The organism is Mesorhizobium sp. M0136 (assembly GCF_040322515.1).
In the GTDB taxonomy this organism is placed as follows: Bacteria; Pseudomonadota; Alphaproteobacteria; order Rhizobiales; family Rhizobiaceae; genus Mesorhizobium.
In genome coordinates this window covers 108,982-132,777 of the sequence record NZ_JAMYTP010000001.1, presented here as the reverse complement: position 1 = coordinate 132,777, position 23,796 = coordinate 108,982, and the positions used below count along the sequence as shown (strand labels likewise).

Here is a 23,796-nt window from a genome sequence, read left to right as displayed (position 1 = left end):
TGCAGGAGCGCCAAAGGCGCCGCTGCCGTCATCGATCTCCGGTATCCTCCCAATCGGCCCCGAAACTCTGGGTTCAATCGATACGAGTTTTCTCTCGTCACCGATCGTCAAGTCTCAGGACGCGCGAAGGGTGTGTCGCTTTGCCATAACTGTCAAATGCGATCTTTGATGGTTGCTATATCGAGACTGATATGGCTTAGGCTAGTGACGACGCTGCCGGATTTTGCCGGGGCGGCGGGCGTGCGAGTAGGGAGAAATCATGGCGGCGCTGCGAAATCCTGGCGGAATATCAGCCGGTTACGATGAAATCCCGGGCGATGGCGGAACCTTGCTGCGCAGCGGCTTGAGCCTGCGTCACATGCGCATGATCGCAGCCCTCGACGAGCACGGCAGGGTGAGTGCCGCGGCCCAGGTCATGAACATCTCGCAGCCGGCGGCCTCGCGCATGATCGCCGAGATGGAGGCCGTGCTCGATGTCAAGCTCTGCGAAAGGCTGCCGCGCGGCATCACGCTGACGCCCTATGGCAAGGCGTTGGCACGGCGCGCGCGATCGATCCTGCTCGAGATGCGCGAGGTCGACCGTGAGATTTTCGAGCTCAAGGCGGGCAAGGGCGGCTCGGTGTTCCTGGGGGCGGTAACAGCACCGGCGATCGAGCTGGCGGTACCGGCGATCCGCGAGATCCGGCGCCTCTATCCGCGCATCGAAATCACCATGCAGGTCGAGACCTCGAACGTGTTGGCGCGCGAGCTGATCGCCTCGCGCCACGATTTCATCATCGCCCGCATCCCCGACGACCTCAATCCGCGGCTGTTCGAAGCCCGCGTCATCGGCGTCGAGAAGGCCTGCCTGATCGTGCGCCGCGGCCACCCGCTGACCAAGGGCAAGGTGGTGCGGCTGGAAGACACCGCCGCCTATGACTGGGTTTTCCAGTCGGGCGGCTCGCCGCTGCGCCAGGCGATGGAGAGTAACTTTCTGAACCGAAACATCGCGCTGCCGGACCGCATCCTCAATACCAGCTCGCTGCTATTGACTCTGGTCATGGTCGCGCAATCCGACGCCATCGCACCGGTTTCGATCCAGGTCGCGAAGTTCATCCAGAACCCGGAAGGCCTGGCCGGCGCCATCGATGTTGTCCAGACCGAGTTCGACATCGAGGTCAGACCCTACAGCCTGATCACGGTGAAGAACCGCGCGCTGTCGCCGGCAGCCAAGATGCTGCACGATTTCATTTTGCGAGAGGTGGGCTGAGGCTTGGAGCGAGTAGCGAGGCGCATTCCGTGGCCCCGAGCGGCGCCGGTGCACGTTGGCAATACCGAGGATGCTCAAAAAAGCCCGCCAGCAGAAGCCAGCGGGCAAAGGGTAGACATTCCGGTTGGGGTCATTCGAGGCCCCGCCGACCCTCAATGTGAAATATTCCAGGAACCGGTACATCGGCCAAACAGATGAAAGGCGGCCAGCCGGGTTGCAAAAAACTGGCTGTAAGTCCGCTGGTTTTCAGCTTGGCCAAAACAAGTGCAATGCACTGGGGCAAAAGCTGGAGCGGGTAGCGGGAATCGAACCCGCGCGTTCAGCTTGGGAAGCTGACAAGCTACCATTACATCATACCCGCGCTGGTTCCTCCGATATCATGGCCCGGCGCCGATGCGCAATCCGGTTTGAGGGCTCGGCTTGATGCAGGGCTGTCAACTGCGTATTTCTGGGCATGTGCCCGAATCGCGGCACCCGACTGTGGAGACAGGCCTTGTCCGCACTGAACCGCTTTCTCGGCGATACGCCGCTCCGGGTGATCCTGAAGCTGCTTGTGGTGTCGTTCCTCGTCGGCTTGGTCATGAATGCCTTCGGCTGGTCGCCGATGGACGTGCTTTACGGCATCCGCAAATTCTTCATCGACCTGTGGAATTTGGGCTTCCACGCCATCGACCGTTTCCTCGGCTACATCCTGCTCGGTGCTGCGATCGTCGTGCCGGCCTTTATCCTGCTCAGGATCGCCAATTTCAGGAAGTGAATTTCAGGCGTATTCCGCAGCCACCTCGAACAGGATGGCGTGGCGTGCGGCGAGTGCTGCGACATCCGCCGAATAGCCGCCGCCGATGACCCCGCACACCGGGATATCGAGCGTGCGGAAATGGCGGATCACCATATCGTCACGGGCGCGCAGCCCGTCATCCGTGAGCGACAACCTGCCGAGCCGGTCCTCGACATGGACATCGACGCCGGCATTGTAGAAGACGAGATCCCAGCGCCTTCGCGCCGACAGCTCCGGCAGGATGGCGTTCAGCCGCTCCAGATAGGCTGCATCGCCGGCGCCGTCGGGCAGGGCGATGTCCAGATCGGAGGCGATCTTGCGCGCGGGGTAGTTGCGGTCGCCATGCATGGAGAAGGTGAACACGCGCGGCTCGTCGCCCAGGATGTCGGCCGTGCCGTCGCCCTGATGCACGTCGAGGTCGACGACCAGGATGTTTTGGGCAGCAGCTTCGGCAAGCAGCACCAGCGCGGCAACGGCTACGTCATTGAAGGTGCAGAAGCCGGCGCCTTGCGCGCGCCGCGCATGATGGCTGCCGCCGGCGGTGTTGCAGGCGATGCCGTTCAGCAAGGCCAGCCGCGCTGCCAGCACCGTGCCGGCCGTTGCGAGCTGCGCCCTCAGCGAAACCCGCTGTCCAATGGGGAAACCGATCTCGCGCTCGATCCTCACCGGCACTTCGCAGGCAAGCACCTGGTCGACATAATCTGCCGCGTGGGCAAGCTTCAGCCACGATGGCCGTGCCGCCTCCGGCATGTTGAGCGCTTCGGGCTGCGCCAGGCCGCGCGCCCGCAAGGCATCCATCAGCAGCGGATATTTGCTCATCGGGAAGCGGTGGTTGACGGCGAAGCCGGCGTCGTAGTCGGGATGATGAACGATCTGTAAGGGCATGGGACGGACGGTGCGCCAGAGGCAGGTTTCGGTTGACCATAGCGGGGTGGATGGTTGCGCGAGGTCCGCAAATTGGGGCACATCGGCCAGCCGATCAAGCCGCAACAGGAAGCAACACGCGTTTGGAGCAGGCTTTACCCACCGAAGCCCACGCCACCGAAGCCAGGGCCTTCGTCGTCACCAACCGCTCGGTGCTGGCCATCGCCGTGCCGATGACGCTTGCCTATCTGACGACGCCGTTGCTCGGAATCGTCGACACGGCGGTGGTTGGGCAGTTCGGCGACGCCGCCCTTCTCGGCGGCCTGGCGGCCGGCGCCCTGATCTTCGACGTCGTTTTCACCACCTTCAACTTCCTGCGCTCCGGCACCACCGGCCTCGTCGCCCAGGCCTTCGGGCGCGGCGATGCGCTGGAGGAGCAGGCGGTGTTCTGGCGCGCCGTGCTGATCGCGGTCGTCGCCGGTGTCGTGCTTGCCGCGCTTGCGCCGCTGGTTTCCGCCGCCGGGCAATGGTTCATCGGCGCCGAACCGCGCGTCAGCGCGGCGATGGACGTCTATATCCGCATCAGGATGCTCGCAGCACCGTTCTCGCTGATCAATTACGCCGTCCTTGGCTACGTGCTTGGGCGCGGCGAGGGCGGGCTCGGGCTGATGCTGCAATTGATACTGAACGGCATCAATATCGCTCTCTGCTTCCTGCTTGGGCTGGAGCTCGGCTGGGGCGTTGCCGGCGTTGCCTGGGCAACGGTCACCGGCGAATTCGTCGCCATGCTGCTTGGTCTCGCCATTGTCGGCCGGCGCTTTTGGGCAGCGCCCACGCTGCCGCGCCACCGCGTCCTCGACTTGCCGGCATTCCTGCGCATGATGTCGCTCAATCGCGATATCATGATCCGCTCCTTTTCGCTGCTCGCCGCCTTTGCGCTGTTCACGCGCCAAGGCGCGCAGTTCGGCACGCTGACGCTGGCCGCCAACGCCGTGCTGATGAACCTCTTCTTGGTTGCCGGCTATTTCCTCGACGGTTTCGCCACTGCCGCCGAGCAGCTCGCCGGCCGCGCCATTGGAGCGCGCGCCGCCACCGCCTTTAACCAGGCGGTGCGGCTGACGCTGCTTTGGGGGCTCGGTCTGGCGGGCGCGGCGACGCTCTTCTTCCTGCTGGAGGGCACCGATCTCGTCGCCCTGATCACGACCTCGACGGACGTCCGCGCCATTGCCGACATCTACTTGCCATGGGCGGCGTTCACCGCGCTCAGCGGCGTGCTGGCTTTCGAGATGGACGGTGTCTTCATCGGCGCAACATGGTCGCGCGACATGCGCAACATGATGCTGGTGTCGTTCCTGTCGTTCAGCGCCGCCCTGCTGATTCTGGTGCCGGCCTTCGGCAATCACGGATTGTGGGTGGCGTTGCATGTCTTCCTGCTGGTACGCGGCTTCAGCCTGCTCGCCATATTGCGGCTGCGGGTGCGCACCGCCTTTAACTGATCGCTAAAGCGGTTTCACCGCCCATTGATCGAGGCGGCTGTCGCGAAGCTCGCGCAGCGACTTCAGCCCTTGACTGTCCATGAAACGGGCCATGCCGGAAAGAATGCGCCCCGGCAGCGCGGGCCCAGCATAGATCATGCCGGTATAGAGCTGCACGAGATCGGCGCCGGCGCGGATCTTTTCCAGGGCCGTCTCGGCGGAATCAACGCCGCCGACGCCGATGATAGTGGTATCCGGGCCAAGCAGTTTTCGCATCCTTGCCAGCACGATGGTCGAGCGCTCGAACAAGGGTTTCCCCGAAAGCCCGCCAGCCTCGCCGGCAAGGCCGGCGCTGCGCAGGCCGGATCGCGCGATCGTGGTGTTGGAGACGATGAGGCCGTCAATCTGCTTCTCGGTGAGCTCGGCGGCGATGTCCTCCAACTCGGCCTCGACCAGGTCCGGCGCGATCTTGAGGAAGACGGGTGGTTTCGCGGATGCTGCCGCACGCGCAGCCATGACACGCGACAGAAGTTCGCCAAGTTGTTCGCGTGCCTGCATGTTGCGCAGGCCCGGCGTGTTCGGCGAGGAGATGTTGATTGCCAGATAACTGGCATATCGCGCAAACCGGACCACGCCGCGTTCATAGTCACTGACGCGGTCGGTGCTGTCCTTGTTGGCGCCGATGTTGACGCCGACGATGCCGGCACGGCCCATGCGGGCGGCAAGGCGCTTTTCCGCGGCGTCGTGGCCCTCATTGTTGAAGCCCAGCCGATTGATCACCGCCCCGTCCGAAGGCAGCCGGAAAATGCGCGGCTTCGGATTGCCGCCCTGCGGCAGCGGCGTGATCGTGCCGACCTCGGCGAAGCCGAAGCCGAGGCCGAGCAGCGCGTCCGGCACTTCGGCATTCTTGTCGTAACCCGCCGCCATGCCGAGCGGGTTCGGGAAATCGAGTCCGCAACGGCTGACCTTTAGCCTGTTGTCCTGCGGCGGACGACCGGCGACCGGCAGCCCGCATCTCAGCGCGGCGATCGACAGTCCATGCGCGGTTTCCGGATCGAGCGTGAACAGCAGTTTCTGGCCGATCCGGCCGAGCGCGCTCATTCGGCCTCCAGCGCCGGGAATTCATGCTGTCCGTCGGCGCCGAGCGGCAATGCCTGCACCGAAACGACCGCATCGAGGCCGAGCGCGTCGTAGAGATGCGGGAACAAGGCGCCGCCGCGCGAGACCTCATATTTCAGCGCATCGCCAAGGCGCGCGCCGTCGACGGCGACCAGCAGCAACCCGCCCTGGCCGGCGAAATGTTTGGCCGCCGTTTCCCGAACCTGCCCGGCGGCGGAAAAATGGATGAAACCGTCGGCGACGTCGATCGGCGCGCCGGTGAAGCGGCCTTCCCTTTCGGCCTCGCGCCAAAGCGCCTCGGGAACTATCTTGTAGATGATCTCGGACATGGTTGCGCTATAGTCCGAACCGACCACGCGGGGAAGGGCAGGCCCGTGTTCTTCCCCATTTCAGGTTCGTCCCCATTTCAGGCGCAAACTGTGATAGATTGCGCTGACTGGCTCATGGAGGAAAACATGCGTCTGAAACACGTCTTGATCCCCGCAGCACTGGTCTCGCTTATAGCGGCGTCGGCCTTTTCCGAGGAAGCCGATCGCTACCGGTTGGAAAAATCGGCCAATGGCTATGTCCGTATGGATACGCAAACCGGCGCCATGTCGCTCTGCGAGGAACGCTCCGGTCAGCTTGTCTGCAAGACGGCGGCCGACGAACGTGCCGCCTTCCAGGATGAGGTCGACCGCCTGCAAAATTCGGTGAAGGCGCTCGACGAACGTGTCGCCAAGCTCGAAAATTCGCTTGCCGCGCGTCTCGAATCGACTTTGCCCAGCGAGGAGGATTTCAACAAGACGATGGGTTACATGGAGCGCTTCCTGCGCAGCTTCATGGACATCGTCAAGGACATGGACAAGGACGAAGACGGCGCCAAGCCCAATTCGCAAAAGACCTAGGCAATTCGCAAAAAGACCTGGGGCGGGAATAGCAAGCCGGCCACGCCGAACAGCAGGCTTGGCGTTATGATCGTTCATATCCTGCAAGGCGGAAAATCGCCAACGGGATTCGGGGAGGGATATCACCGTTGGGCTACACATTCGTCATTGCCGACGATCATCCGCTTTTTCGCGGTGCATTGAGGGAGGCACTCGCGGGCATCGGAGACGTTGCCGCCATTCACGAGGCCGGCGATTTCGAAAGCGCCAAGGCGCTGGTCCTGGCCAATGAGGATGTCGATCTGGTGCTGCTCGATCTCTCGATGCCGGGGGCAAGCGGTCTTTCCGGCCTGATTTCGCTGCGCGGCATCCATCCGGCGGTGCCGATGATGGTGGTCTCGGCGCATGACGATCCGGTGACGATCCGGCGCGCGCTCGACCTCGGCGCCTCGGGCTTCATCTCCAAATCGGCCAGCATGGAGGAGATCCGCAATGCGGTGCAGTCGGTGCTCGCAGGTGATATCGCGGCACCCGCCGGGGTCGATCTCGGCGTCGAGCGCGATCCCGAGATTTCCGACCTGATCAAGCGGCTGCAGGCGCTGACCCCACAGCAGACGCGCGTGCTCGGCATGCTGGCCGAGGGACTGCTCAACAAGCAGATCGCCTATGAGCTCGGGGTCTCCGAAGCGACGATCAAAGCGCATGTCTCGGCTATCCTGCAGAAGCTCGGCGTCGACAGCCGCACCCAGGCGGTCATCCTTTTGTCCAAAATAGGCAGCGACCCGCTGCAGACGGCCGGCTGATCCCTATTCGGCCGCCGGTGCCAGCGGCCTGACCCTAGCCATCATCGAGCGCAGCATCGCCGGTTTCAGCGGTTTGCTGATCACCGGCACGTCGAGCCTGCCGGCGGCGGCGCGAACCTCGCTGGAGCGGTCGGCGGTGACCAGCACGGCCGGCAGGTCCTCGCCATGGATCGCACGCAACTGGGCGATCAATTCGAGGCCGGTCCTGTTGTCGAGATGATAGTCGGCAAGCACGATGTCCGGCCGATGCATGCCGGACCTGTCGAGCTCCTCCGCGCCGGAAAGCGTGTCGACGCTGCAGCCCCAGCCCTCGAGCAGCAGCCGCATGCCGTCGAGGATGCGGGCGTCGTTGTCGATGCAGAGCACATTGAGCCCGGCAAGCGAGGCCGCGGCACGGGCAGGCGGCTTCGCCTCCGCCTCGCGTCGCGGCGCCTGCACGGCCGCCACAGGCAGCAGCACGGAAAAGCGTGTGCCCTTGCCGGGGTTGGAAAAGATCCGGATTTCGAGGCGCAGCACGCGGGCGATGCGGTCGACAATGGAGAGCCCAAGGCCAAGGCCTTCCGCCTCGCGTGCGCCTTCGTCCAGCCGGGTGAATTCGCGAAACACGGTGTTCAGCTTGTCGCCGGCAATGCCGATGCCGGTGTCGATCACCTGGATCTCGGCCAGTTCGCCGCGCCGCCGCACGCCGACCAGGATACGGCCACGGCGCGTATACTTGATGGCGTTGGAGACCAGGTTCTGGATCAGGCGGCGCAGCAGATTGCGGTCCGTCATCACGCTGAGCGACGACGGCATGATCGAGAGCTCGAGCTTCTTTTCGGCGGCAAGCGGCCGGAAGTCGTTGCCGATCTGGCGCAGCAGCCCGTCGAGGCCGAAGGTCGTATCGTCCGGCTTCATCGCGCCGGCATCGAGGCGCGAAATGTCGAGCACCGCGCCGAGGATGGTCTCGACCGATTCCAGCGACGATTCGATGTTCATCGCCGCCTTGCCGGCGGGCCCCTTGCCGGTCTTCTCGATCAGCGACGAGCAATAGAGGCGGGCGGCGTTCAGCGGCTGCAAGATGTCATGGCCGGCGGCAGCGAGGAAGCGGGTCTTGCCGAGATTGGCCTCCTCGGCCAGCATCTGCGCCTGCGCCAGCTCCTCGTTGACGCGGGTGAGCTCGGCGGTGCGGCTCTTCACCCGCTGTTCCAGGGATTCGTTGGCGCGCTTGAGCGCCAGATCCTGCTCGACGCGTCCGGAAATGTCAGCGTAGGTGGCGACGATGCCGCCGTCCGGCATCGGGTTGGAGCGCAATTCGAGAATGCGCCCGCTGGTCTTCAGCTCCATCTGCCAGGGGCTGACGAAGCTGGTCAGGCGGTTCAGCATGGTAACGCGTTGATCTGCCGGTATATCGCCGCGCTCGGCAAGGTGGCGCAGGATACGATCGAGTGAGACGCCGACCTGGCCCATCTCGTCGGGCAGGTCGAACAGCGCCCGGTACTGGCGGTTCCAGCAGATCAACCGAAAATCCCGGTCGAAGACAGTGATGCCCTGTTCCATCTGGTCGAGCGCGATCTGCAGCAGGTCGCGATTGTGCTGCAGCGCCTCTGTGGCGTCGTCGAGCAGGCGGAAGGCGTCCTTGGATTCGCGGTCGTTGCGGCGCAGCAGCAACGACAGGATCAGCCGCGCCGAGGACGAGCCGACGGCGCTGGCCAGAAGCTGCTCGGAGAAACGGATGACATCCATGCTGGCCTGCTCGTTGCCGTGCAGTGAAGTGCCGCTGCTCTTTTCGAATGACTGGAATGACCGCTCGGTGCGTTCGACACCGAGATAGCGCGCGATCGTGTCCTTGAGGTCGTTGACGGTGATGGTGGTGCGGAAGCGGCGCAGGCTCGGCAGCGGCCCCGCCTCGCGCGGCACGAAGATCGACGCCTGGATGCGCTCCAGCGGCACCGACGCCCGCGACAGCGAGCCGAACACAAAAAACATCGTGTTGATCGACAGGCTCCACAGCACGCCATGGTTCAGCGGCTCGGCGACGGTGCCGAAAAGAGCTTGCGGCCGCAACGCATCTAAGCCGAACAGGCCGTGGACGAGGATGCCGGTATCGGGCGCGACGAGCGAGGGAAGCAGCAGCGTGTAGCTCCAGACGACGATGCCGGCGACCATGCCGAGTGCGGCACCCCGGCCGTTGGCGCCGCGCCAGACCAGGCCGCCGATCATTGCCGGCGCGAACTGCGCGATCGCGGCGAACGACATCAGGCCGATCGAGGACAGACGCGCGTTGTTGGTGCTCTCGCGGTAGTAGAGGAAGGCGATAAACAGCATGATGAAGATCGCCGCCCGCCGCACATTCAAGATGAGCGTCGACCAGTCCTCGTTCTCGGAGGTCGTGGTCCGCAGCAATCGCCTCACGAACAGAGGAATGACCAGATCGTTGGAGATCATGATCGACAGCGCGACGCTCTCGACGATCACCATTGCGGTCGCCGCCGACAGGCCACCGATGAAGGCGGCCATGGCCAGCACGTCGTGGCCGCTGAACAGCGGCAGTGACAGCACATAGAGGTCGCTGCTGGTTCTCGTGCCGACCAGTTCCAGGCCGGCCAGCGCGATCGGCAGCACGAACAGGTTGATCGCCACCAGATAGAGCGGAAACACCCATGTCGCGGTGCGCAGCTCGGCCTCGCTGCGGTTTTCGACGATGGTGACGTAGAACTGGCGCGGCAACATGAGGATGGCAAAGCCGCTCAGGCATGTCAGCACCAGCCAGGTAGCGAGGGAGGTGTTGTAGCCCATCGCCTGGCGCACCTGCGTGTTTTCGGCGAGCCGGTCGAACATGTCGCCGGGCCCGCCGAAGATCAAGAACGTGACCATCAGGCCGATCGCCAGGAAGGCGGCGAGCTTGACCACCGTTTCGACTGCCACAGCCAGCACCAGCCCGTCCTGGTGTTCGGTGGCGTCGGCATGGCGCGTGCCGAACAGCACCGCGAACAGCGCCAGCAGCATGGCCACGACCAGTGAGATGTCGCTGACGAACGGATCGAAGGAGGGCGGCGCGCCGGTATAGTGTTCGACCATCAGGCTGACCGAGCCGGAGATTGCCTTCAATTGCAGCGCCATATAGGGCACCGCCCCGATGGTCGCGATCAGTGTGGCGATCGCCGCGACAGCAAAACTCTTGCCGTAGCGGGCGCCGAGAAAGTCGGCGATCGAGGTGATCTTCTCGGTCTTGGCCAGCCTGACGATGCGCTGCAGCAGCGGAAAGCCGAACACAAACACCAGCACCGGTCCGATATAGATGCCGAGGAACTCGAGGCCGCGCTCGGAGGACAGCCCGACCGAGCCGAAGAAGGTCCAGGAGGTGCAGTAGATGGCAAGGCTGAGCGCATAGATGAAGGGCCGGGCGCGGCCGGGGCCGGATGAAGTCGAGCGCCGGTCGCCCAGGCTGGCGATGGCAAACAGCAACGTCACATAGGCAATCGCGATGATGACGATGAACCAGCCCTGCACGCCTCGAACTTCCTCCCTGCGCCGGCTTTTCATCCGGCCTTGCTGACGCAATCACAGCTTGGCGATCGAGTCCATCGCGGCTTTCGGCGTATTATAGCGGCTGCGTCAGGCAATCGTGACCGGCTGAAACCAGCTTTTGCTCCTGTTGAAACCGCAGGTTTTTGCTATTCTGCTGGCCGGTCAATGCCGAGGAGCGGACGGCAGAACGGCCGGTCAGGACAAGGAGGAGTCGAATGCTGAAAGAGTTTCAGGAATTCATTTCCAGGGGCAATGTGATGGACCTGGCCGTCGCCGTCATCATTGGCGCTGCCTTCGGCAAGATCGTCACCTCGCTGGTCGACGACATCATCATGCCTATTGTTGGCGCGATCTTCGGAGGACTGGACTTCAACAACTACTTCATACCCCTGTCTTCCGCGGTGAATGCAACCTCACTGGCCGATGCGAAGAAACAGGGCGCTGTCTTCGCCTATGGCAGCTTCATCACCGTGGCGCTGAACTTCCTTATCCTCGCTTTCATCATCTTCCTGATGATCAAAGCGGTGAACAATCTGCGCCAGCGGCTGGAGCGCGAAAAACCGGCTGCCCCGGCCGCTCCGCCGCCAGCCGACGTCGCGCTGCTCACCGAAATTCGCGATCTCCTCGCCAGAAAATAGCACTTGCGAGAACCTCTCTGGACCAAAACCCTGGGTCGCTTGCGGCCGGGGTTTTCTGTTTTCGCCCGCCCTGAAACACGCTAGCAGTCGAGCAAACGAAAACGGACCTATCCATGACCTTGATCGATACCTTGCGCGCCGAGGCTCGGGCGGCGCCTGAAAGCGGCATTGTCGCCGTCATGAACCGTGGCCGCGGCCGCGACGGCATGATCCCGCTCTGGGCCGGCGAGGGTGACCTGCCGACGCCCGCCTTCATCACCGATGCCGCCGCCAAGGCACTCGCCGGCGGCGAAACCTTCTATACCTGGCAGAGAGGCATTCCCGAACTCAGGCAGGCGCTCGCCCGCTACTACACCAGGCATTTCGGCAAGACTTTCGCCAACGAAGAATTCATCGTCACCGGCTCCGGCATGCATGCCATCCAGCTGGCCATCGACGCGGTGGCCGGCAAGGGCGACGAACTCGTCTACCTGTCGCCGGCATGGCCGAACTTCGCCGCCGCCGCCGGGGTAGCCGGCGCCGTGCCAGTCGCGGTGACGCTCGATCAGTCGGGCAATGGCTGGTCCTGCGATGTCGACAAGATCGCAGCGGCGATCACGCCACGGACCAAGGCGCTGTTCGTCAACACGCCGTCCAACCCGACCGGCTGGACTGCCGACAAGGAAACGTTGCAGGCGATCCTCGATCTTGCCCGCCAAAGGGGTCTGTGGATTATCGCCGACGAGATCTACTCGCTGTTTCATTACGGCCACGGCCGCGCGCCGTCGTTCATCGACATCATGGCCGATGAGGACCGCATTCTGTTCGTCAATTCTTTTTCCAAGAACTGGGCGATGACCGGCTGGCGCATCGGCTGGATCAAGATCCATCCCACCTTGCAGCAGGTGTTCGAAAACCTGGTCCAGTATTCGACTTCCGGCGTTGCCCAGTTCATGCAGCGCGGGGCCGTCGTTGCGCTGGATGAGGGCGATGCCTTCATCGTCGAGCAGGTGGAGCGGGCGAGGGCGGCGCGCGACCTGGTCTGCGGTATTCTTGCCGAAACCGGCCGGGCGCGCTTCACCGTGCCGCAGGGCGCATTCTATCTGTTCTTCGCGGTCGACGGCGTCACCGATTCCCGCGCCGCCGCCTTCGACATGGTCGACCGCGCCAATGTCGGCCTGGCCCCCGGCACCGCCTTCGGCCCCGGCGGCGAAGCCTTCCTCAGGCTGTGCTTCCACCGCCGCCTCGACCAGCTCGAAGAAGCCGCGCACCGGCTGGCGAAATGGATGACGAGTGTGTGAGCTGCCTCAAAGCCTGAGTAGAGTTTCAAACGGGCTTCACCCGCCCGACTTCGGCACCAGCAACGGAATGACGCGGTCGCTCTTGGCTACTGAAGGCCGGCCGGCCGAACCGTAGGGAATTCCCAACGCGTCCCATGTCTCGACCAGCGCGTCCTGCAGGGAGGCAATCAGCGCGTCCGAATGGAACGGTGTAGGCGTGATGCGCAGCCGCTCGGTGCCGCGCGGCACTGTCGGGTAGTTGATCGGCTGGATATAGATGCCGTGCACACCGAGCAAGCGGTCGCTGGCCATCTTGCAGAGCTCGGGATCGCCGACCAGAAGCGGCACGATGTGGGTAGGCGATTCCATCACCGGCAGGCCGGCTGCGGCCAGCACTTGCTTGGTCCGTGTCGCCTGACGCAGCTGCGCGTCGCGCTCGGCCTGCGAACGCTTGAGATGGCGGATCGAGGTGGTTGCCGCTGCAGCGATCGCTGGCGGCAACGCCGTGGTGAAGATGAAGCCCGGCGCATAGGAACGCACCGCGTCGATCACCGCAGTGTTGCCGGCGATGTAGCCGCCAAGCGTGCCGAACGCCTTGGCCAGCGTGCCCTCGATGATGTCGATGCGGTCGGCCAGCCCTTCGCGCTCGGTGATGCCGCCGCCGCGCGGCCCGTACATGCCGACGGCGTGGACCTCGTCGATGTAGGTCATGGCGTTGTAACGCTCGGCGAGTTCGACGATCTGCTTGATCGGCGCGATGTCGCCGTCCATCGAATAGACGCTCTCGAAGACGATCAGCTTGGCGCGCTCGCGGCCAGCCGTCTGCAGCAGGCTTTCGAGATGTGCCACGTCATTATGGCGGAAGATCTTCTTCTCGGCGCCCGAGCGCCGCACGCCCTCGATCATCGAAGCGTGGTTGAGTTCGTCCGAGATGATCAGGCAATTGGGAAGCAGCTTTGCAATGGTCGAGATCGACGCCTCGTTTGAAACGAAGCCGGAGGTAAAAACCAGTGCCGCTTCCTTGTCGTGCAGGTCGGCAAGCTCCAGTTCGAGCTCGACCAGCGGGTTGCTGGTGCCGGAGATGTTGCGGGTGCCGCCGGCACCCGACCCCATCTTGCCTGCCGCCTTCTGGAACGCGGCAATGACGTCGGGATGCTGGCCCATGCCGAGATAATCGTTGGAGCACCAGACGGTGATTTCCTCGGCGCGGCCATTGGCGCGCCAGATGGCGCGCGGGAATTTCCCGACGATACGCTCAAGGTCGGCGAAGACGCGGTAGCGACGCTCCGCATGGAGCTGGTCGATCGCTTCCTCGAAAAACCGCTGGTAGTTCATGTCGCCTTCCCAATTTTGCGCGCGATCATAGTCATTGGCCCATTCGTCGTCCACTTGGCCTTTTTGGTCAAAATGCCACGCCCCGAGCCTGTTCCTAACGACCACGGAACGTGGCCTATTCCCTTGATGTGGATCAATCTTGTTTCAGGACAATGCCACGCGCCGATGAGACCGGTTACCGCAGGTTCTAATGGCTCGGCGGCAGGTTTTCCAGTAAGGCGACGATTGAGACAGTTCCGACAAATCATGAATAGCGAGGATGCGGATGACGGTTTTGGTGACAGGCGGGGCCGGCTATATCGGTAGCCATATGGTCTGGGAATTGCTGGACACGGGTGACAGCGTCGTCGTCCTCGACCGGCTTTCCACCGGCTTTGAATGGGCAGTGGCTCCGGAAGCAAAGCTCGTCGTCGGGGACGTCGCCGACAGGGAACTGGTTGCCTCGATCATCCGCGACAATAAGGTCGACGCGATCATCCATTTCGCCGGCTCGATCGTGGTTCCCGAATCGGTCGCCGACCCGCTTGCCTATTACGAGAACAACACCTGCAAGACGCGCACCTTGATCGAGACCGCGGTGCGCGAAGGCGTGCCCAATTTCATCTTTTCCTCGACCGCCGCCGTCTATGGCGGCGCCGGCCTGGAGCCGGTACGCGAGGATGCCCGGCTTGCGCCGGAATCGCCCTATGGCCTGTCCAAGCTGATGAGCGAATGGATGCTGCGCGACGCGGCGATTGCCCATGGGTTGCGCTATACGGCGCTGCGCTATTTCAACGTCGCCGGCGCCGATCCGAAGGGCCGCACCGGCCAGTCGACGCCCGGTGCCACGCATCTGATCAAGGTCGCCTGCGAGACGGCGCTCGGCAAGCGCTCCTTCATGCAGGTGTTCGGCACCGACTATCCGACGCCGGACGGCACCTGCATGCGCGACTATATCCACGTCAGCGACCTGGCGGCGGCGCATCGGCTGGCGCTTCAGCGGCTGCGTGCCGGCGGATCGAACCTGGTCGCCAATTGTGGCTACAGCCACGGCTATTCGGTGCTCGAGGTCATCGACAGCGTCCGCCGCGTCTTCGGCCATGATTTCGACGTGCGGATGGGCGATCGCCGCGCCGGTGACGCCGCCGCGGTGGTCGCCAATTCGGAGCTGGCGCGTGGCGAGCTCGGCTGGACCCCGCAGCGCGACAACCTCGACCAGATCGTTGCCGATGCGCTTGCCTGGGAGCGCATCCTGACCAGCAAGAATTCGGCTCTGGGGTGAAGCGGGCTCTCCGCAAAGGTTGGTTCGGCGCGCTGGGGGCGGAATGAAAATCCTGGTACTTGGGGCCGGTGTCGTCGGTACGGCCGCGGCCTATTATCTGGCCAGCGACGGCCATGAGGTGACAGTGATCGAGCGCCATCCGGCGGCGGCACGCGGCACCAGCCGGTCGAATGCCGGCCTGGTGTCGCCCGGAGACGCCACCGCCTGGGCCTCGCCAGCCGCGCTGAAGACGTTCCTGCGTGGCCTCTACAACCACGATCTCGGCATCAAGGTGCGGCTGCGCTTCGATCCGTATTTCTTCGCCTGGAGCCTGCGCTTTCTGCGCCAGTGCACGCATAAGCGCATGCGCGCCAACACCGACGTCAAGCTGCGTCTGGCGCTCTATTCGCGCGACTGCATCAACGCCGCCTCCGCCGAAACCGGCATCCACTATGACGAGCGCAAGAAAGGCATTCTCTATTTCTTCCGCTCGCAGCAGAGCTTTGATACCGGCACCGACAATTATCGTTATCTCGGCGAACACGGCCTGCCGATCGAGATCGTCGGCCGCGACCGGCTGGTCGAGCTCGAGCCCGGCCTTGCCGCCGCCAAGGACAAGATAGCCGGCGGCGTCTATTCGCCGATCGACCAGACCGGCGACTCCAGCCAATTCACGCAGCGCCTCGCTGCCTATGCCGCCGAAAAACTCGGCGTCCAGTTCCTCTACGGCACGACAGTCGAAGGCCTCGACATCGACGGCGGCCGCGTGCGCGCGGTGATGACCTCGGCCGGCCCGGTGGCCGGCGATGCGGTGGTCATCTCGATGGGGCCGGAGAGCGGTCTGCTCGGCCGCCGCTACGGCATCGATCTGCCCGTCTATCCGGTGAAGGGCTATACCGTGACTGTTCCGCTGGAAGATGAAAGCAAGGGGCCGATCATGGGCGGCGCCGACGAGGACCGGCTAATCGGCTATTCCAGGCTGGGAAACCGGCTGCGGATGTCCTCGACGGCGGAGTTCACCGGTTTCGACCGCACGTTCAAGCCACGCGATTTCAACTCGATCCTGAACACCGGCAAAGACCTGTTCCCCGGGGCTTTCGACGAGAGCAAGGCCGAGCTCTGGGCTGGACTTCGCCCGATGATGCCGAACTCCGTGCCGGTCATCGGCCGGGCGCGGTACGACAATCTCTACCTCGACACCGGCCACGGCCATCTCGGCTGGACCATGGCCTGCGGTTCGGGAAAGTTCCTCGCCGACCTCGTTGCCGGCCGCAAGCCGGAGATCGATCCACAAGGATTGCTCTACGTGGGCTAGGCATCTCCGAACATCAGGACGCCATGAGCTCGGCGGTCAGGCTCGTTCGTCGAACGCCGAACGCCAGGAGCGCACGTAACTTGTCCAGACCGGATCGGCCGAGGGTTCGGTCCTTTCGCCTCTGCCTTGCGGTGTCCCCCGGTCCGACGCCAGCAGCGCGGCGCCGATGCTGGTGCCTGTCGCAGCCTCGGAGGCAATGGCGGCGCGCGCAGTCGCCGCAGCCAGCATGCGGGTGAACAGCCGGTTGCGGGCGAAGGGTCCTTCGACTACGGTGGGACCGTCCGCGCCGATCAGATCGAGGCAGGTCGCGGTCATCAGCGCCAGGTAGAACGAGATGGCGACAAAGCGCTGGCCGGCGCTCATACCGTCCGCGTTAAACCATGATGCGGTACGATGCGGAAACGGCCCCGAACCTTGTTGCGTGGAAGGCAATAGGGACGTCTTGCGCGCCAGCACGGTAGCAACATCGTCTTCCGTCCAGTTCTCCGATTGGCCCTCGGTCAGCACGGAAAACTCGCGGCCGCCCATGAAGCGCGCCGACGGCACGGGATCGCCGAGTGCGTTGACATTGACCAGCGTGTCGCGTGCCGGATCGAGCGTGACCTTGCTGCCGCCGACCGCCATCGACACCACCCAGGTGCCGGTCGAGACGACGGAGAAAGGCGGCTTGCTGGATAGGAGATGCGGCAGCAGCGAGGCGTTGGAATCGTGCAGGCCGCAAAACACCGGCGTTTGCGGGTCGAGGCCGGTTTGCCGCGCCAGAGCGGGCAGGATCGGGCCCAGGCGGTCCTTGGCCTGCCGCACCGGCGCCATTAGCCGTCGCCATTGCAGCCGGTCGACCAGCGAGGAAAAATCCGCTTTCCACGGGTTCCATAGATCAGTGTGGCAGCCGAGCGACGTCACTTCGCTGGCGGCGACGCCGGTCAGGCGCAAGGCCCAGTATTGCGGGTACATCAGCATCGCGGCGGTTTTGGCGAAATCCGCCGGAAAGCGCTTCTGCTGCCAGAACAGCTGCGCACCGAGATTGAGGCCGGCCGGCAGGCGCGGCGTGCCGGTCTCGGAGAACGCGGGACGGATCGTGTCATAGTCCCTGGCCAGGGCATCCGGCCCGTCGAATTCGTAGTCGAGCACCGGCAGCGCCAGTTCGCCTGATGCGTCGACCAGCACGCCCGTTGCGCCATGGGTGGTGATCGATATCGCATCGATGCGCTGCTCGCGATCGATCTCGGCCAGGCTGCCGAGGATAAACGCCCATAACCGCTCGACGTCATGGTGGGGGTACTGGCCTTGCCGAACAGGCTCGTTCGCCACCGTGCGCAGGGCCACTTCGCTCGATGTGGCGAGATCGACCAGCGCCACCTTGGCGTTGGTCTTGCCGATATCGATGGCGGCGACGTTGCTGGTCATTCCATATGGAACATTGTTTCCAGCGGCACCGCCACCGGCTCGTTGTTCGGCCTGGTCTCCATGATGTCCGCCATCTCGGCCCACCAACGCTGCATCACCGGATGCTTCGGCAATTCGTCCATCCCGTGGTCATCGCGTCGCCACAGCACGCCGAACAGTATGTTGGTCTCCTCGTCGAGATGGATCGAATAATCGGAGATACCGGCCTGTTTCAGCAACGCTACGAGTGACGGCCAGATGTCGTCGTGGCGCCTCTTGTATTCGGCCTTCATGCCCGGATTGAGCTTCATCTTGAACGCATATTTTTCGGGCATCAGGCAAAGCGCTCCCGCCGTACGCGCCGCCACAGGATCGGCAGTGCGATGACGATGATCAGCAGCAGGCCGATGAAGATCGACATGACGATCCCCGGCACGTTGAGCAGGCCGAGGCCGAAGGTCACCAGTCCCATGATGAACGCCGCCAGCACCACACCCAGAATGCTGCCGGCGCCGCCCAGGATGCTGACGCCGCCGAGCACCACCATGGTGATGACTTCCAGCTCGTAGCCCTGCGCGATGGACGGCCGGGTCGAGCCGAGCCGCGATGTGATCAGCACCGAGGCGATGCCCGCCATCAGGCCGGTCAGGCAAAACAGGATGAATTTGATGCGGCCGACACGTACGCCGGAAAACTGCGCCGCGACCGGGTTGTTGCCGATGGCAAAGATCCGGCGGCCGAAGCTCGTCCGGTGCAGAAGGAACCAGTAGACGACTGCCGCGATCAGGAACAGCGTCAGTTCGAACGACACCACCCACCAGACATAGCCCTGGCCGAAGAAGGCGAAGCTCGCGGGATAGCCCTTGTAGGCCTGGTCGCCCAGGATGATGAAGGCAATGCCGCGAAACAGGCTCATCGTGCCGATGGTGACGACGATCGACGGCAAGCCGAGCCTGGTGACGAGCACGCCGTTGAAGGCGCCGCAGCCGAGCCCGACGACGAGGCCGATTGCCACCAGCGCCGGAGTGCCGGCGCCGGCCTGCACTGCCATGCCCATCATCGTTGACGCCAGCGCAATGATGGCGGCGACCGACAGGTCGATTTCGCCGGAGATGATCAGCAGCGCCATGGCCAGCGCGATCAGCGCCTTTTCCGTGAAGTTGAAGGTCAGGTCCGAGAGCGACCAAGCGTCGAGGAAATAGGGCGAGGCAAAACTGTTGACGGCAAAGATGGCCACCGCGACGGCGACCAGCAGCGCTTCCCATGAAAAAATCGCCGCAGTGGAAGGCTTGTCGAGCCGGTCGGGAATATGGCGTGGAGCAGGGGCGTTGGCGATATCGGTCATGTGGCAACACCATCCGAAACTTGGCGCTGCCCCTTGTATCTGCACGGGGAGAGGGCAAGGGTGAGGGGCAGCGTCCACTTTGACAACAGGACTGTTGCTGACGGCAACATTTCAATCGTCCCAGAGAAATGAAGCGAGGCGTCCATCATGCTGCTTCCGCCTTTTTGAGAATGATGCGGCCTTGCCGGCGTTCGCCGCGTGCGTTGAGCACCACGGCCAGGATGATGGCGCTGCCCGAAATCGCCATTTGCCAGAAGGGCGAGATGTTGATCACCGGCAGCGCGTTGGAGATGATGCCGAGGAACAGCGCACCGAGCACCGCGCCGCCGACCGAGCCGATGCCACCGGCAATCGAAATGCCGCCGATGACGCAGGCGGCGATGATGTTGAGCTCATAGCCATTGGCGACCTCGACCGAGGCGATGACGTAGCGCGAAATCCAGAGATAGCCGCAGAGGCCGCCGATCATCCCCGAGATGCAGAAGACGATGAATTTCGTCCGGCCGACATCGATGCCGGCATAGACCGATGCGGTCGGGTTGACGCCGATGGCATAGATCGAGCGGCCGAGCGCGGTGCGCGTCATCACGAGGAAGAACAGGGCGATAACCAGTATCGCAATCCAGGACAGCACCGGAATGCCGAGGAAAGCCGCGCGCTGCAGGCCGATGAAATCAGCGCTCATCTGGTCGGCATTGACCCAGGCGCCGCCTGATATGACAAAGGTGGCGCCGCGGTAGATGGTGAGGGTGCCGAGCGTAACCACGATCGAGGGAATGTTCAGCCGCCATACCAGCAAGCCGTTGATGGCGCCGAGCACGAGGCCGACCAGAAGTGCGATGACGATCAGCAGCGGGATCGGGATCGCCGGATGCGCGGCGTTCAGCATCGCCACCACCATGCCGGTGAAGCAGAGGTTGGAAGCCATCGACAGGTCGATCGAGCGGGTCAGGATGACGACCATCTGGCCGAGCGCCAGGATCATCAGGATCGACGTGTCGTTGAACACCTGGCGCAGATTGGCCGGATCGGCAAAACCTGGAAACCGCGTTGAGATCAGCCCGATCAGCACGACGATTGCCGCCAGCAGCCAGACCTCGCGATATCTGAGAAAAGCCTTCATGACGCGATCCCCGCTGCCGTCCTGACCAAGGTTTCGGCGTCGAGCCCCTTATTGTCGTAGACCGCGGCAATACGGCCCTCGCGCATGACAACGACGCGGTCGGACATGCCGAGGATTTCCGGCAGTTCGGACGACACCATGATCACCGACAGGCCTTGCGCGACGAGCTCGGCCATGAAGCCGTGCACGGCCGCCTTGGAGCCGATGTCGATGCCCTTCGTCGGCTCGTCCAGGATGATCACCTTGGGCGCGGTCGCCAGCCATTTGGCGATGACGATCTTCTGCTGGTTGCCGCCCGACAGCGTGCCGACGTCCTGGCTGAGCGAAGAGGCGCGCAGATCGAGCCGCTCTGTGTAGGAACGGGCCAGCGCGAACTCTTCGGCCAGCCGCAATATGCCGGATTTGGATGTCCGTTTGAGCGAAGGCAGCGAAACGTTCTGGAAGATCGGCAGGCCGATCACCACTCCTTGTTTGCCGCGTTCCTCCGGCACATAGACGATGCCGGCATCGATCGAATCCGCCGCCGATTTCGGCGCGATTGCCTTGCCTTCCAGCGTGATCGTGCCGCGGCTGGTGCGGGTGATGCCCGATATCGCCTGCATCACCTCGCTGCGCCCGGCGCCGACAAGGCCGTAGAAGCCAAGGATTTCGCCCCTGTGCAGCTCGAAGCCTATGTCGTCGAACTCGGTCGGGTGCGACAGGCCGGAGACGGCCAGCACCGGCACGCCGATCTCGGCCTTGCGCTGCGGAAAGATGTGATCGACCGAGCGGCCGACCATCATGCGCACGATCTGGCTCTGGCCGGCGTCCTTGATCAGGCCTTCGCCGACCATCTCGCCATCGCGGAACACGGTATAGCGGTCGGCGATGCGGTAGATCTCATCGAATTTGTGGCTGATGAACAGGATCGCCTTGCCGTCGCTCTTGAGGAATTCGATCAGCAGGAAAAGCTCTTCGATCTCCTTCATCGAAAGCGCTGCCGTCGGCTCGTCCATGATGACGATCCGGGCGTCGATCGACATGGCGCGGGCAACCGCCACGAGGTGCTTGTTGGCGATGCCGAGATCCTTCAGCCTGGCGTCGGCTTCGATATGGCCGGCGCCCATCGTGTCGAGCACCTCGCGGGCATTCTTGCGCATGGTGCGCCAGTCGATGGTTTTGAAACGCGTGCGCGGGGCATGGCCGAGGAAGATGTTTTCGGCCACCGTCAGATCGTCGAACAGCACTGTTTCCTGGTGGATGGCGGTGATGCCGTGCCCGAACGCGGCGTGCGCGCTGGGCAGTGTGACCGGCTGGCCGTCGATGCTGATGGTGCCAGCATCCGGCTGGTAGATGCCAGTCATTATTTTAACCAGCGTCGACTTGCCGGCGCCGTTTTCGCCGATCAGCGCGGTTACCTGGCCGGGATAGAGCGACAGGCCTACGTCGTGCAGCGCGCGCACGCCGGGAAAGCTTTTCGAGATGCCGGACAGCGTCAGGCGCGGTCCGGAAGACAAAGGCGCTTCCTTCGCCATCTCGTGTTGGGCTGTCGTGTCCATAATCGTATCAAGCCCTGAAACAAGGTTCGTTTGAAAGCGCGGCGGGACCTGAGCCCCGCCGCACGGTTTCGAAGGCTCCAGGATCAATAGATCTTGGAGAACTTTTCGATGTTCGACTTGTCGAACTGGAAGGGCGGAGCCATGGCAGCCGAGTTGGTGTCGTCAAGCGTGACCTTGCCGACGCGGCCGATCGACAGCGTAGCACCGGGCTTGGCTTCTTCCTTCTTCACCGCCAGGTCGTGGGCGAGGTAGACGGCGGAGTAGCCGAGATCGATCGGGTTCCACAGGGCAACCGCTTGGCTGGCGCCATTGTCGATGAACTTCTTGAACTCCGACGGCAGCGCCAGGCCGGTGACGTTGACTTTGCCGATCAGGCCTTCGTCGGTAACCACCTGCGCGGCGGCAACGACGCCGACCGTGGTCGGTGCGATGATCGCCTTGAGGTTCGGATAGGACTTCAAAAGACCCTTGGCTTCATCCGTGCTCTTGGCCGAGTCGTCGTCGCCATAGACGGTCGCGACGAGCTTGATCTTGGGGAACTTCTCCGGCAGCACCTTCTTGGCCGCGTCGATCCAGGCATTCTGGTTGGTCGCCGTCGACGAAGCCGACAGGATGGCGACGTCGCCGCCTTCAGGCAGGTAGTCGGCGGCAAGCTTGATGATGGTCTCGCCGATCAGGTTGGTGTCGGAGGGGTTGAGGTGAAGCTGGCGTCCTTCCGGCGCGACGCCCGAATCCCACGAGATGACGGTGATGCCGCGCTCCATCGCCTTCTTGAGCACCGGCACCAGCGCGTCGGCGTCGTTCGCCGAAATGGCGATGGCGTTGACCTTCTGTGCGATCAGCGAATTGACCACTTCGATCTGCGCTTCGGCGGTCGCCTTGGTCGGGCCGGTGTAGATGATGTCGACATCGCCTAGTTCCTTGGCCGCCTCTTCGGCGCCTTTGTTGGCGGCGTCGAAGAAGCCGTTGCCGAGCGACTTCACCACCAGCGCGATCTTGACGTTCTCGGCATAGGCGGCATTCACGAACATGGCGGCGGAGAACGCCGCCGTAACCATCAATTTCCTAAAGAAGCTCATCGAATATCCTCCCTTGAGCGTTGCATTCCATCGCCGCTGCGGGCGTGAGTTTTCTCAGGCCTGCAGCGAAGATTCTTCCTTATTGCCTGCCGTTGTGCGGGCGATGATCAGCGTCACGCCGGCGGTCTCCAGCATCTTGGCTTCGCGATCCTCGATGCCGTCGTCGGTGATCACCGTGGCGATGCGCGACAGGCCGCACAGGATCAGGCTCGAGCGTTTGCGGAACTTCGAGGAATCGACCAGCACCACCAACTCGTCTGCCTGGTCGATCAGCTTCTGCTCGGCCTGGATCAGCAGCGGGTCGCCTTCCATCAGACCGAGCGGTCCCAGTCCCTGCGCCCCCATGAACATGCGGCGCGCGTAAAAATTCCGCGTCACGTCATTGTCGAAGGGCGACAGGATGATGTTCTGCTCGCGGTAGATGGTACCGCCCGACAGCATTACCGTGTTCTTGGAATGTCTGAGCAGGTGCTCGGCGATCGGAAAGGAATTGGTGAAGATCGGCATGCGCCGGCCGGTCAGGAAGTGCACCATCTGGAAGGTGGTGGTGCCGCCATTGATGATGATCGGCTCGCCATCCTTGCAGAGTTCCACGGCTTCCCGCGCGATTGCCCGTTTCTGCGAAGCGTTGATGGTCTCGTTGACGGAAAAGGGCCGGCCGGCAAGGCCGATGAACTGCGGCGGCGAAAGCGCCTCGGCCCCGCCGCGCACGCGACGCAGCCGCTTTTGCACATGCAATGCCGCGATGTCGCGCCGGATCGTCGCCTCCGACGACTCCGTCAGGTCGACCATCTCCTGCACCGTCACCACAGGTTTTTCCTGGACGGCGGACAGAATGATCCTGTGGCGCTCTTTTTCGTGCATGGTTCCTCCC

21 protein-coding genes and 1 tRNA gene are annotated in these 23,796 nt (G+C 63.5%); 9 read left to right on the top strand and 13 right to left on the bottom strand.

Annotated elements, in window-relative coordinates; all coding sequences use genetic code 11:
- The first annotated feature begins 259 nt into the window (after positions 1-259).
- Positions 260-1,249, top strand: a complete 990-nt coding sequence (locus NKJ35_RS00665) for a LysR family transcriptional regulator (protein ID WP_352475919.1) — start codon at positions 260-262, stop codon at positions 1,247-1,249.
- 287 nt (positions 1,250-1,536) lie between these two features.
- Here the strand turns inward: NKJ35_RS00665 and NKJ35_RS00660 are convergent.
- Positions 1,537-1,610: transfer RNA gene (locus NKJ35_RS00660), tRNA-Gly, on the bottom strand.
- A 132-nt stretch (positions 1,611-1,742) separates the two neighbouring features.
- Between NKJ35_RS00660 and NKJ35_RS00655 the strand changes: the two genes are divergently transcribed.
- Positions 1,743-2,006 (top strand): DUF6460 domain-containing protein, encoded by a 264-nt coding sequence (locus tag NKJ35_RS00655; protein ID WP_352475918.1) that lies wholly within the window; start codon positions 1,743-1,745, stop codon positions 2,004-2,006.
- 3 nt (positions 2,007-2,009) lie between these two features.
- On the opposite strand, the gene NKJ35_RS00650 is transcribed toward NKJ35_RS00655, so the two are convergent.
- Positions 2,010-2,912, bottom strand: a complete 903-nt coding sequence (locus NKJ35_RS00650) for a histone deacetylase family protein (RefSeq protein WP_352644308.1) — start codon at positions 2,910-2,912, stop codon at positions 2,010-2,012.
- Positions 2,913-2,962: 50 nt separating this feature from the next.
- Here NKJ35_RS00650 and NKJ35_RS00645 point away from each other — a divergent pair, with 50 nt between their 5' ends.
- Positions 2,963-4,387, top strand: coding sequence for an MATE family efflux transporter (locus NKJ35_RS00645; RefSeq protein ID WP_352644567.1), 1,425 nt, complete (start codon positions 2,963-2,965; stop codon positions 4,385-4,387).
- Positions 4,388-4,390: 3 nt separating this feature from the next.
- Here NKJ35_RS00645 and NKJ35_RS00640 read toward each other — a convergent pair whose 3' ends face one another.
- Both NKJ35_RS00640 and NKJ35_RS00635 read right to left on the bottom strand, forming a co-directional pair.
- Positions 4,391-5,467, bottom strand: a complete 1,077-nt coding sequence (locus NKJ35_RS00640; RefSeq protein WP_352644306.1) for a quinone-dependent dihydroorotate dehydrogenase — start codon at positions 5,465-5,467, stop codon at positions 4,391-4,393.
- Positions 5,464-5,814 (bottom strand): DUF952 domain-containing protein, encoded by a 351-nt coding sequence (locus NKJ35_RS00635; RefSeq protein WP_254816344.1) that lies wholly within the window; start codon positions 5,812-5,814, stop codon positions 5,464-5,466. Before NKJ35_RS00635 ends, NKJ35_RS00640 begins: the two co-directional genes overlap by 4 nt.
- Positions 5,815-5,940: 126 nt before the next feature.
- Between NKJ35_RS00635 and NKJ35_RS00630 the strand changes: the two genes are divergently transcribed.
- Together NKJ35_RS00630 and NKJ35_RS00625 are read left to right on the top strand one after the other, a co-directional pair.
- Positions 5,941-6,372 carry a hypothetical protein gene (locus NKJ35_RS00630; protein WP_352644304.1) on the top strand — a complete coding sequence of 144 codons (432 nt, stop codon included), beginning with the start codon at positions 5,941-5,943 and terminating at the stop codon, positions 6,370-6,372.
- Positions 6,373-6,491: 119 nt separating this feature from the next.
- Complete coding sequence (locus NKJ35_RS00625) at positions 6,492-7,154, top strand: response regulator (protein ID WP_473556440.1); 663 nt, start codon at positions 6,492-6,494, stop codon at positions 7,152-7,154.
- Between the two features lie 3 nt (positions 7,155-7,157).
- On the opposite strand, the gene NKJ35_RS00620 is transcribed toward NKJ35_RS00625, so the two are convergent.
- On the bottom strand, positions 7,158-10,646 hold the full coding sequence (locus tag NKJ35_RS00620; RefSeq protein WP_352644565.1) for a PAS domain-containing hybrid sensor histidine kinase/response regulator: 3,489 nt from the start codon (positions 10,644-10,646) through the stop codon (positions 7,158-7,160).
- Positions 10,647-10,879: 233 nt separating this feature from the next.
- Between NKJ35_RS00620 and mscL the strand changes: the two genes are divergently transcribed.
- Positions 10,880-11,302 carry a large conductance mechanosensitive channel protein MscL gene (gene mscL, locus NKJ35_RS00615; RefSeq protein WP_352506200.1) on the top strand — a complete coding sequence of 141 codons (423 nt, stop codon included), beginning with the start codon at positions 10,880-10,882 and terminating at the stop codon, positions 11,300-11,302.
- 113 nt (positions 11,303-11,415) lie between these two features.
- Positions 11,416-12,582: a pyridoxal phosphate-dependent aminotransferase gene (locus tag NKJ35_RS00610; RefSeq protein WP_352506201.1), complete on the top strand. Its 1,167-nt coding sequence runs from the start codon at positions 11,416-11,418 to the stop codon at positions 12,580-12,582.
- Positions 12,583-12,618: 36 nt separating this feature from the next.
- Here the strand turns inward: NKJ35_RS00610 and hemA are convergent, their stop codons facing one another.
- Entirely contained in the window at positions 12,619-13,896 is a 1,278-nt protein-coding gene (hemA, locus tag NKJ35_RS00605; protein WP_254816350.1) for a 5-aminolevulinate synthase, read from the bottom strand.
- Positions 13,897-14,161: 265 nt separating this feature from the next.
- Here hemA and galE point away from each other — a divergent pair, with 265 nt between their 5' ends.
- Positions 14,162-15,157 (top strand): UDP-glucose 4-epimerase GalE, encoded by a 996-nt coding sequence (gene galE, locus NKJ35_RS00600; protein ID WP_352644302.1) that lies wholly within the window; start codon positions 14,162-14,164, stop codon positions 15,155-15,157.
- Between the two features lie 43 nt (positions 15,158-15,200).
- On the top strand, positions 15,201-16,451 hold the full coding sequence (locus NKJ35_RS00595) for a D-amino acid dehydrogenase (RefSeq protein ID WP_352644300.1): 1,251 nt from the start codon (positions 15,201-15,203) through the stop codon (positions 16,449-16,451).
- Between the two features lie 36 nt (positions 16,452-16,487).
- Here the strand turns inward: NKJ35_RS00595 and NKJ35_RS00590 are convergent, their stop codons facing one another.
- The 7 genes from NKJ35_RS00590 to NKJ35_RS00560 all read right to left on the bottom strand — a co-directional run bounded on the left by NKJ35_RS00590 (position 16,488) and on the right by NKJ35_RS00560 (position 23,786).
- The gene (locus NKJ35_RS00590) at positions 16,488-17,858 is read right to left on the bottom strand and encodes an FGGY-family carbohydrate kinase (RefSeq protein WP_352644298.1); all 1,371 of its coding nucleotides are present in this window, start codon (positions 17,856-17,858) and stop codon (positions 16,488-16,490) included.
- Positions 17,855-18,172 (bottom strand): L-rhamnose mutarotase, encoded by a 318-nt coding sequence (rhaM, locus tag NKJ35_RS00585; RefSeq protein ID WP_352506206.1) that lies wholly within the window; start codon positions 18,170-18,172, stop codon positions 17,855-17,857. Before rhaM ends, NKJ35_RS00590 begins: the two co-directional genes overlap by 4 nt.
- Positions 18,172-19,173 carry an ABC transporter permease gene (locus NKJ35_RS00580; RefSeq protein ID WP_502904604.1) on the bottom strand — a complete coding sequence of 334 codons (1,002 nt, stop codon included), beginning with the start codon at positions 19,171-19,173 and terminating at the stop codon, positions 18,172-18,174. The genes rhaM and NKJ35_RS00580 overlap by 1 nt, the downstream gene beginning before the upstream one ends.
- 154 nt (positions 19,174-19,327) lie before the next feature.
- The gene (locus NKJ35_RS00575; protein WP_352644294.1) at positions 19,328-20,305 is read right to left on the bottom strand and encodes an ABC transporter permease; all 978 of its coding nucleotides are present in this window, start codon (positions 20,303-20,305) and stop codon (positions 19,328-19,330) included.
- Positions 20,302-21,843, bottom strand: coding sequence for a sugar ABC transporter ATP-binding protein (locus NKJ35_RS00570; RefSeq protein ID WP_352644292.1), 1,542 nt, complete (start codon positions 21,841-21,843; stop codon positions 20,302-20,304). Before NKJ35_RS00570 ends, NKJ35_RS00575 begins: the two co-directional genes overlap by 4 nt.
- An 83-nt stretch (positions 21,844-21,926) precedes the next feature.
- A complete protein-coding gene (gene rhaS / locus NKJ35_RS00565; RefSeq protein WP_254820009.1) occupies positions 21,927-22,922 on the bottom strand; it encodes a rhamnose ABC transporter substrate-binding protein in 996 nt (331 codons plus the stop codon).
- A gap of 54 nt (positions 22,923-22,976) precedes the next feature.
- Positions 22,977-23,786, bottom strand: a complete 810-nt coding sequence (locus NKJ35_RS00560) for a DeoR/GlpR family DNA-binding transcription regulator (RefSeq protein ID WP_352644289.1) — start codon at positions 23,784-23,786, stop codon at positions 22,977-22,979.
- Between the last annotated feature and the right edge of the window lie 10 nt (positions 23,787-23,796).

What these genes read in the sequence shown, in the direction of transcription:
- NKJ35_RS00665 (WP_352475919.1), top strand. Translation starts at nt 260, where the DNA reads ATGGCGGCGCTGCGAAATCCTGGCGGAATATCAGCCGGTTACGATGAA.
- NKJ35_RS00650 (WP_352644308.1), bottom strand. Translation starts at nt 2,912, where the DNA reads ATGCCCTTACAGATCGTTCATCATCCCGACTACGACGCCGGCTTCGCC.
- NKJ35_RS00645 (WP_352644567.1), top strand. Translation starts at nt 2,963, where the DNA reads ATGGTTGCGCGAGGTCCGCAAATTGGGGCACATCGGCCAGCCGATCAA.
- NKJ35_RS00640 (WP_352644306.1), bottom strand. Translation starts at nt 5,467, where the DNA reads ATGAGCGCGCTCGGCCGGATCGGCCAGAAACTGCTGTTCACGCTCGAT.
- NKJ35_RS00635 (WP_254816344.1), bottom strand. Translation starts at nt 5,814, where the DNA reads ATGTCCGAGATCATCTACAAGATAGTTCCCGAGGCGCTTTGGCGCGAG.
- NKJ35_RS00630 (WP_352644304.1), top strand. Translation starts at nt 5,941, where the DNA reads ATGCGTCTGAAACACGTCTTGATCCCCGCAGCACTGGTCTCGCTTATA.
- mscL (WP_352506200.1), top strand. Translation starts at nt 10,880, where the DNA reads ATGCTGAAAGAGTTTCAGGAATTCATTTCCAGGGGCAATGTGATGGAC.
- NKJ35_RS00610 (WP_352506201.1), top strand. Translation starts at nt 11,416, where the DNA reads ATGACCTTGATCGATACCTTGCGCGCCGAGGCTCGGGCGGCGCCTGAA.
- hemA (WP_254816350.1), bottom strand. Translation starts at nt 13,896, where the DNA reads ATGAACTACCAGCGGTTTTTCGAGGAAGCGATCGACCAGCTCCATGCG.
- galE (WP_352644302.1), top strand. Translation starts at nt 14,162, where the DNA reads ATGACGGTTTTGGTGACAGGCGGGGCCGGCTATATCGGTAGCCATATG.
- NKJ35_RS00595 (WP_352644300.1), top strand. Translation starts at nt 15,201, where the DNA reads ATGAAAATCCTGGTACTTGGGGCCGGTGTCGTCGGTACGGCCGCGGCC.
- NKJ35_RS00590 (WP_352644298.1), bottom strand. Translation starts at nt 17,858, where the DNA reads ATGACCAGCAACGTCGCCGCCATCGATATCGGCAAGACCAACGCCAAG.
- rhaM (WP_352506206.1), bottom strand. Translation starts at nt 18,172, where the DNA reads ATGCCCGAAAAATATGCGTTCAAGATGAAGCTCAATCCGGGCATGAAG.
- NKJ35_RS00575 (WP_352644294.1), bottom strand. Translation starts at nt 20,305, where the DNA reads ATGAAGGCTTTTCTCAGATATCGCGAGGTCTGGCTGCTGGCGGCAATC.
- NKJ35_RS00570 (WP_352644292.1), bottom strand. Translation starts at nt 21,843, where the DNA reads ATGGACACGACAGCCCAACACGAGATGGCGAAGGAAGCGCCTTTGTCT.
- rhaS (WP_254820009.1), bottom strand. Translation starts at nt 22,922, where the DNA reads ATGAGCTTCTTTAGGAAATTGATGGTTACGGCGGCGTTCTCCGCCGCC.
- NKJ35_RS00560 (WP_352644289.1), bottom strand. Translation starts at nt 23,786, where the DNA reads ATGCACGAAAAAGAGCGCCACAGGATCATTCTGTCCGCCGTCCAGGAA.